This window comes from Allosalinactinospora lopnorensis (assembly GCF_000981225.1).
In the GTDB taxonomy this organism is placed as follows: domain Bacteria; phylum Actinomycetota; class Actinomycetes; order Streptosporangiales; family Streptosporangiaceae; genus Allosalinactinospora; species Allosalinactinospora lopnorensis.
This window is the reverse complement of record NZ_LAJC01000123.1, coordinates 1-8,047: the sequence shown is the minus strand read 5'-3', so window position 1 is coordinate 8,047 and position 8,047 is coordinate 1. Positions and strand designations below refer to the sequence as shown.

General features: G+C 70.6%; 7 protein-coding genes. 5 read left to right on the top strand and 2 right to left on the bottom strand.

Features of this window, described 5'->3' with window-relative positions:
• Positions 1–938, bottom strand: a 938-nt coding sequence (locus VS93_RS25305) for a bile acid:sodium symporter family protein (protein ID WP_046472362.1), incomplete at its 3' end; no start/stop codon positions are given.
• 293 nt (positions 939–1,231) lie between these two features.
• Here VS93_RS25305 and VS93_RS25300 point away from each other — a divergent pair.
• The 4 genes from VS93_RS25300 to VS93_RS25285 all read left to right on the top strand — a co-directional run bounded on the left by VS93_RS25300 (position 1,232) and on the right by VS93_RS25285 (position 5,902).
• Positions 1,232–2,554, top strand: a complete 1,323-nt coding sequence (locus VS93_RS25300; protein ID WP_236700732.1) for a helix-turn-helix domain-containing protein — start codon at positions 1,232–1,234, stop codon at positions 2,552–2,554.
• A gap of 519 nt (positions 2,555–3,073) precedes the next feature.
• Positions 3,074–4,402, top strand: a complete 1,329-nt coding sequence (locus VS93_RS25295; RefSeq protein WP_046472361.1) for an aminotransferase-like domain-containing protein — start codon at positions 3,074–3,076, stop codon at positions 4,400–4,402.
• A 48-nt stretch (positions 4,403–4,450) separates the two neighbouring features.
• On the top strand, positions 4,451–5,401 hold the full coding sequence (locus VS93_RS25290; protein WP_046472360.1) for a D-alanine--D-alanine ligase family protein: 951 nt from the start codon (positions 4,451–4,453) through the stop codon (positions 5,399–5,401).
• 90 nt (positions 5,402–5,491) lie between these two features.
• A complete protein-coding gene (locus tag VS93_RS25285; RefSeq protein ID WP_046472359.1) occupies positions 5,492–5,902 on the top strand; it encodes a PPOX class F420-dependent oxidoreductase in 411 nt (136 codons plus the stop codon).
• Positions 5,903–5,947: 45 nt separating this feature from the next.
• Here the strand turns inward: VS93_RS25285 and VS93_RS25280 are convergent, their stop codons facing one another.
• Positions 5,948–6,688: an SDR family oxidoreductase gene (locus VS93_RS25280; RefSeq protein ID WP_201776756.1), complete on the bottom strand. Its 741-nt coding sequence runs from the start codon at positions 6,686–6,688 to the stop codon at positions 5,948–5,950.
• A gap of 104 nt (positions 6,689–6,792) precedes the next feature.
• Between VS93_RS25280 and VS93_RS25275 the strand changes: the two genes are divergently transcribed.
• On the top strand, positions 6,793–8,047 hold a 1,255-nt coding region (locus tag VS93_RS25275), incomplete at its 3' end, for an RNA-guided endonuclease InsQ/TnpB family protein (protein WP_046472363.1).

The following is an 8,047-nucleotide window of genomic DNA, read 5'->3' as shown; positions in this document are numbered from 1 at the left end:
TCCGTCTTCTGCTCGGGCACACGCCGCGCCCAGAACGTGGCGATCAGCGCTCCGGAGATGTTGTGCCACACGGAGAACAGCGCGCCGGGCAGGGCGGCCAGCGGCGCGAAGTGCGCGGTGGCTAGTGCCGCCGCCAGCCCGGAGTTCTGCATGCCCACCTCGACGCTCACCGCCCGCCGTGCCGACTCCGGCAGCCGGGCGAGCCGGGCGGCGGCGTAGCCCAGAGCCAGGCCGGCGCCGTTGTGCAGCACGACCGCCAGGACCAGCAGCGCACCGGTTCCCAGGACGGCCTCCGCGTTGGCTCCGACGACCGCCGCGACCACCAGGACGATCCCGCTCACCGAGATCAGCGGAAGAACGGGCAGCAGGCGCCGCACGAACCGCGCGGCCACCGCGCGTATCACCAGACCGGCCAGTACCGGCCCCATGGCCACCTGCAGGATCGTCACCAGCAGCTCCCCCGCGGGAACCGGGAGCGTGGAACCCGCCAGCCACAGCACCAGCAGGGGTGTCAACAGCGGGGCCAGCAGTGTGGAGACCGACGTCATCGCCACCGATAGGGCGACGTCGCCGCGTGCCAGGTAGACGATCACGTTGGAGGCCGTTCCGCCCGGAGCCGCACCGACGAGGACCAACCCCACGAGCAGCAGCGGCGGCAGATGCAGCAGTACCGCGATGCCGTAACCGATGAGCGGCATGATCAGGAACTGCGCCGCGAGCCCGATGAGCACCGCCTGGGGGCGCTTGAGCACGATTGCGAAGTCGCCCGGCCGAAGCGTCAGCCCCATGCCGAACATGATCACGCCCAGCATGAGGGTGATGGCCGGTGCGAGGCGCGCCGCCTGGTCCGGTGCGGCGAGGCCCAGCGCCGCGCCGAGGAGGACCAGTACGGCGAACCAGCGCCCGACGAACTCCGCGACCCGGATCACGAACGCCACCGCGCGCCCCTCTCTGTGTCGACGACTGCGCGTATCAGCATCTCAGGGCGGTTCCGGCAGCCGGGAAACCGGCCCCGCCCGTCCGGGAAGAGCGCGTGCGGAGCCGATGGCGGTGTCTGTAAGGTCCGATCACCCGCGGTCTTTCGGTCCCCGATGGATCCCGAATCATCGTTGCCTGGACAGCGATCCGATGGAAACGGTCGTCGCCGGCACCGATCACCGACCAACCCCCGGCTTGCGGTGGAGCGTTGTTGACCGCCCGCTGCGCTCGGATAAGGATGAAAACTCATTGCATGCGTGAGTTCAGTGGGGTCATCGTGGCGCAACAGCAACTGGACACCGCCCTGCCCGCGGGCACGGATCCCAGAGAGTACGCGCGATTGCTGCACCGGGTCCACGAAGCCACGTTCTCCGGGGGAGTCCCGCCGGCGCGCCCCCGCCCCGTCATCGCCGACTCCTGGGAACGGGTGCGGCGACTGGGCATCGACCCGGATCGGCGTGCCCCCGCCCCGGTCCTGCGCAAGGAGGAGATCGAGCAGCGCCGCAACACCTCACCGCTCCTGGAACTGCTGCCCATGCTCCGCAGCTCACTGGTCTCCGTCGCCGAGGACGCCGGCCACGTCATGCTGATCACCGATGAGAAGGGGCGGATCCTCTGGCGCGAAGGCCCCAGCAGCGTGCGTCGCATCGGCGACGGACTCGGTCTCGTCGAGGGGGCCGCCTGGGAGGAGAGCGTCGCCGGGACCAACGGCATAGGAACGGCGCTGGTGGTGGACCGCCCGCTGCAGGTCTACTCCGCCGAGCACTACCTGCGCGGCCTGCACCCGTTGACCTGCTCCTGTGCGCCGATCCACGATCCACGCGACGGCAAACTGGTCGGCGCGATCGACCTCAGCGGCGCGGCGGTCACCGCGCACCCGTCCACGCTCGGTCTGGTCAACGCAACGGCGCAGCTGGCCGAGTCCCAGCTGCGGTGCGTGCACCATGCGCACCTCGAACGGCTGCGCGTCGTCGCCGCGCCCCTGCTCGCGAAACTGCGGGAGAAGGCGCTCGTCGTGGACGAGAACGGGTGGACGGCGGCGGTGGCGCACATGGACCCGGTCCGCAGGGTGCTGCTGCCCAAACGCCCCGAGGCCGGCAACATCTGGCTCCCGGTCCTAGGTGAGTGCCGGATGGAGCCCCTGCCGGGCGGCTGGCTGCTGCGGCCGATCGATACGGAGCCGGCCCCGGCCACGCACGTGGTTCTGGATCTGACACACCCCTCGGAGCCCTCGCTCTCGGTCACCAGCCAGAGCGGGGAGTGGACGCGCCGGCTCACCTCGCGTCACGCGGAACTGCTGTTCCTGCTGTCCTGCAACCGCGAGGGGCGCAGCGCGGCCCAGCTCGCCGCTGACCTCTTCGGAGACCAGGACCGGGAGGTCACGGTCCGGGCCGAGATGTCGCGGCTCCGCCGCCACCTGGGCGGAGTCGTCCAGAGCCGCCCCTACCGGTTCAACGAGAAGCTGCTTGTCTCCGTTCGCGGCCCGGAGGACGCGGCGGCGCTGCTGCCCGGCTCGTGCGCACCGGCGATCCGCCGCCTCCGGGGCGACCTCGCCGGCCAGCGACTCCCCGGCTGATTCGGGCCCTGTGACGCCCTACTCACCGGTCCGGCTCCGGAGAGTAGGAGGCGAGTGGCGGTTCGGCAACCGTATGTATTTAGATTGCAACGGGCTGCAACCTTTGCCGCTTCCGGTGCGCTGGGATGGAGTAGTGCATGAGCGCAGGCGAAATGCCATTATCCGGCCCGCCGGCGCGTCCCGTGCAAGAGGGGGCAACGGGAAGCACGCGCAGGGCGGGCCACCAGCGGCGGCCCGAGGGGAGGAGGGGGAGCGCCCCCGGGCCGCCGCCCTAAAACGAGCGGCGTCTCACGCCGCCACGGCGCGGCGGCCGGACGCTCCGGCGGTTGCGGGGCGATGGTCACAGGACGGACACGGGCACGTACACTGGCTGGCGATTCTCGGTTCGTCCGAGTCGTCTTGGCTGAGCCGCCCGGCGCGCCGAACCGCGCTCGCGCACCGCCCGCTCCGCGCGAGTCCCGAACCGTTTCGTGGCTTCAGGCGTCCCAATATCCATGGCCGAACCAGCGGAGGTGGACCGTGTCCGTTGATCCCCGAGAGTCCCAGCACCAGCCTTCCCAGCGGGGCTCGCGCATAGACCGCTACGTCGGTTCCTACGCCGAGCGCGCCCAGGGGATGGTGGCCTCGGAGGTCCGGGCGCTCTTCGCCGTCGCCTCGCGCCCCGAGGTGGTGTCCCTCGCGGGCGGAATGCCCAACGTGAGCGCGCTTCCGCTGGACCATATCGGCGACATCGTGCAGCGGGTCGTCGCCGAACAGGGGACCACGGCGCTGCAGTACGGATCCGCCCAAGGCGATCCCGTCCTGCGCGAGCAGATCTGCGACGTCATGAGCCTGGAGGGGATCGAGGCCAGCTCCGACGACATCATCGTCACCGTCGGCTCCCAGCAGGCCCTCGACCTCGTCACCAGGGTGTTCATCGATCCAGGCGACGTCGTCCTCGCCGAGGCCCCCACCTACGTCACCGCCATCAACACCTTCTCGGCGTTCCAGGCCGACATCCACCACGTCGCGATGGACGACGACGGCGTTGTCCCCGAGGCGCTGGAGGAGGCCCTGAGCAACCTCGCCGCCGCCGGGCGCCGGGTGAAGTTCTTCTACACCGTGCCCAACTTCCAGAACCCCGCCGGCGTCACGCTCAGCGCCGCGCGGCGGCGGCAGGTCCTGGACATCTGCCAGCGCCATGGTCTGCTGGTCCTGGAGGACAACCCCTACGGGCTGCTCCGCTACGAGGGCGAACCTGACCGCGTACTGCGCGCGGACGCCCCCGACAATGTCATCTACCTGGGTTCCTTCTCCAAGACGCTCTCACCGGGATTCCGGATCGGCTGGGCGCTGGCCCCTCCGGCGGTGCGGGCCAAGCTCGTACTGGCCGCCGAGTCGGCGATGCTCAGCCACTCCACCTTCAACCAGATGGTCGTGGGCCGCTACCTGTCCAGCCATCCGTGGCGGGAGCAGATCAAAGACTTCAACGAGATGTACCGGGAGCGCCGCGACACCATGCTCGCGGCGCTGGAGGCGCTCATGCCGGCGGGGAGCCGCTGGACCCGTCCCCAGGGCGGGTTCTTCGTGTGGGTCACGCTCCCTGACGGGCTCGACTCCAAGGCCATGCTGCCGCGCGCCGTCACCGAGCGGGTGGCCTATGTCCCCGGAACCGGCTTCTTCGCCTCCGACGAAGGGCACCGCAACATGCGGTTGTCGTTCTGCTATCCCACCCCCGAGCAGATCCGCGAGGGGATCCGCCGCCTCGTCGGCGTCATCGAGAGCGAGACCTCGCTGCGTGATACCTTCGGCAGCGCGTCGGCGCCGCACACCGGCGGGACCGACGCTCCCACCCCCGACCTCCCATAGCCCGGGCGGTTCGTCGTGGCAGCAGCAGGACAGGAAGAAGGCAGGACCGTGGCCGATCTGGACCGGGTGCTCGTACTCGCGGGCGGGATGTCTCCCGAGCACGAGGTCAGCGTGCGTTCCGGGCGGCGCGTCGCGGAGTCCCTGCGCCGCCTGGGCCTCGAGGTCCAGATCGCCGATGTCGACGCCTCGCTGCTGTCGAGTTTGGCGGACGACCCGCCGCAGGTGGTGTTCCCGGTACTGCACGGCGCCTCGGGCGAGGACGGCGCGATCCGCGAGGTCATGGAGCTGAGCGGCGTCCCCTACGTCGGGGCGCCGCCCCAGGCCTGCCGGGTCGCCTTCGCCAAGCCCACCGCCAAGGCGCTGGTCGCCGAGCGCGGTGCGGAGGTGGCGCGGGGCGTGACGCTGCCGAAGTCGGCCTTCCACGACCTGGGCGCGCCCGCGTTGCTGGAGCGTATCGTCGCCGCGCTCGGGTCACCGCTGTTCGTCAAGCCCGACCAGGGAGGGTCGGCGTTCGGCGCCACTCCCGCCGACTCTGTCGAAGAGCTCTCGGCGGCGCTGGTGAGCTGCTTCGCCTACAGCGACGCCGCGCTCGTCGAGGAGCGGCTGTCCGGTACCGAGATCGCGGTCGGCGTCCTTGACACGGGCGAGGGCCCCTTCGCGCTGCCGCCGGTGGAGATCGTGCCCGATGGCGGCGTCTACGACTACACCGCACGCTACACCCCGGGCCGCACCGAGTTCTTCTGCCCGGCCCGGCTGGCCGAGGAGACGGTGCGGGCCGCAACCGAGACCGCGCTGACCGCGCACCGTGCCCTGGGGCTGCGCGACTTCTCGCGAACCGACCTCATCGTCGACAGCGGCGGACGGGTGCGCTTCCTGGAGGTCAACGTCGCACCGGGGATGACCGAGACCTCGACCTTCCCCCTCGCTGTGGCGGCGGCCGGACTCGACTTCGCCGTTGTCTGCCGGGACCTCGCCCACCGCGCCATGCTGCGCGGCTGAAGGGCCGGGGCCGCCGCGTGCGGGCGGCGGCCGCCGGGATCCGCGGCGATTCGTTGACCGCACGCGAGCACCGCGTACGAGAATGGCGGCATGATGTTCACCGAAGCCGAGATCGAGTACCTGGACGGGCAGCGGCTGGGGCGCCTCGCCACCGTCGGGCCGGACGGCTACCCGCAGAACCGCCCCGTGGGCGTGCACTACAACACCGAGAAGCAGACCATCGACGTCGTGGGCTACGACCTCTCCACCAGCCGAAAGTGGCGCAACGCCGAGTCGCACCCGTACGTGTCGTTCGTGGTCGACGACCTGGTCTCGGTGAAACCGTGGCGGGCGCGCGGGATCGAGGTCCGGGGCGAGGCGGAGCTGCTGCGCGGCCCCGGCGTGTCGCCGTTCGGGGACGAGGTGATCAGGATCCACCCGCGGCGGATCCTGAGCTGGGGGCTCGACCCCGAGAACTCCCGCCGTATGGTCAAGCGGGACGTGGCGGCGCCAGCGGGCTGAGGTCCGCCGCGCCGGTAGATGTGCCGGACCGGGGCGGTGTGTCCCTCAGCCGCCCTCCCGGTGCACCCGCAGCCCCGCGAAACTCTGGGCGAGGGGCATGAGCTCGATCGTGTTGATGTTCACGTGCGCCGGCTGCGCCGTCGCCCAGTACACCGACTCCGCGACGTCCTCGGGGGTGAGCGGCTGGGTTCCGGCGTAGACGGCGTCCGCTTTGGTCTGGTCGCCCTCGAAGCGCACCGTGGAGAACTCGGTGCCCCCTGCGAGGCCGGGCGCCACGTCGGTGACGCGCACGCCGCTACCGTGCAGGTCGGAACGGAGGTTCAGACTGAACTGGCGGACGAACGCCTTGGTGGCCCCGTAGACGTTGCCACCGGGGTAGGGGTAGGTCCCGGCGATCGACCCCATGTTGATGATGTGGCCGCCGCCGCGATCCACCATGCCGGGTAGCACGGCGCGCGTGCAGTACATGAGCCCTTTGCAGTTCGTGTCGACCATCTGCTCCCAGTCGTCGGGATCGGCCCGCTGCGCCGGTTCGAGGCCCTTGGCCGGGCCGGCGTTGTTGACCAGGACGTCGATCTCGGCGAATTCCCCGGGCAGTCCGCCGATCACGCGCTCGACCGCGGCCCGGTCCCGCACGTCGAGTTCGAGGGGCAGGACACCGTCGCCGATCTCCTCGGCGAGGCCCGCGAGCCTGTCCGCCCTGCGTGCGGAGGCGACGACCCGCGCCCCTTCCCGGGCGAAGCGCCGCGCGACAGCGGCCCCGAAACCTGCGCTCGCACCGGTCACCGATTCCTCCTGGAGGATGGCCCGGCCTTGAGGTCGGGAAGGAGTCCGGGCGCCACCATCCGGCGTGGCTTATTCATGTCGTACTTTTCTGCAAACTTGGGGGTATGCGGACGGCGTACAAGTGCCGGGCCTACCCGAACCCCGACCAAGCGGCCCAGTTGGGCCGCACGTTGGGGTGTGTGCGCCTGGTGTGGAACAAGACGCTCGCCGAACGCCACCGCGCCTACCGCACCGAAGGCCGCATGACGTCGTACAAGCAGACCGACGCGGCGCTGACCGAGTGGAAGCGAACCGAGGACCTGGCGTTCCTGTCCGAGGTGTCCTCGGTGCCGCTGCAGCAGACGCTGCGCCACCAGCACACCGCGTTCGCGAACTTCTTCGCGGGCCGGGCCAGGTACCCGCGCTTCAAAAACCGCAACTCCCGCCAGTCCGCCCACTACACACGCTCGGCGTTTCGCATTCGCCACGGCCGCCTGTTCCTGGCCAAACAGGCCGCGCCGCTGGAGGTGGCGTGGTCTTGGCCCGAGGCGGACCTGGGCACCCTGAGCCCGACCATGGTGGTTGTCTCCCGCGAACCGGATGGCCGCTGGTACGTGACCTTCGCCGTGGACACCGCCGAGCCCGAGCCCGCCTCGGATGCGGGGGCCGAGGCCGGAGTGGATCTGGGGGTGAAGGACTTCGCGGCCCTGTCCACCGGCGAGACGATCGCCAACCCGCGCCACCTTCAGCGCAAGGCACGCAACCTGGCCCGCTACCAGCGCAGGATGGCGCGCTGCCAGAAGGGGTCGAACAACCGCCGCAAAGCCAAGCGCACGGTGGCGGTCGCCCACCGCAAGGTCCGCCACGCCCGCCAGGACTTCCTGCACAAGACCAGCACCCGTCTGGTGCGCGACTACGACGTGATCGCGATTGAAGACCTCAACATCCGGGGTATGACCGCCGGCGCGAAAGGCACCCTCCAAAAGCCGGGCACGAAGGTCCGCCAGAAGGCCGGGCTGAACCGGGCCGTGCTCGACGCCGGGCTCGCTGAGTTCCGCCGCCAACTGCAGTACAAGTGCGCCCGGTACGGGCGCCGCCTGGTCGTGATCGACCGGTGGTACCCCTCCTCCAAGACCTGCTCGGCCTGCGGGCACCTGCTCGCCGAACTCGAACTCTCGGTTCGGGCGTGGACCTGCCCGGCCTGCCGCACCCGCCACCACCGGGACACCAACGCGGCGAAGAACATCGGTGCGGCAGGACGTGTCGCAGCCCGAGAGTCCTCGGGTGATGCCTGTGGAGCTGGTGTGAGACGGCAAGGGTCCTCCCTTCCGCAATCGGCTGTGAAGCAGGAACCCCACCCCGCGAGGGGCGGAATCCCCC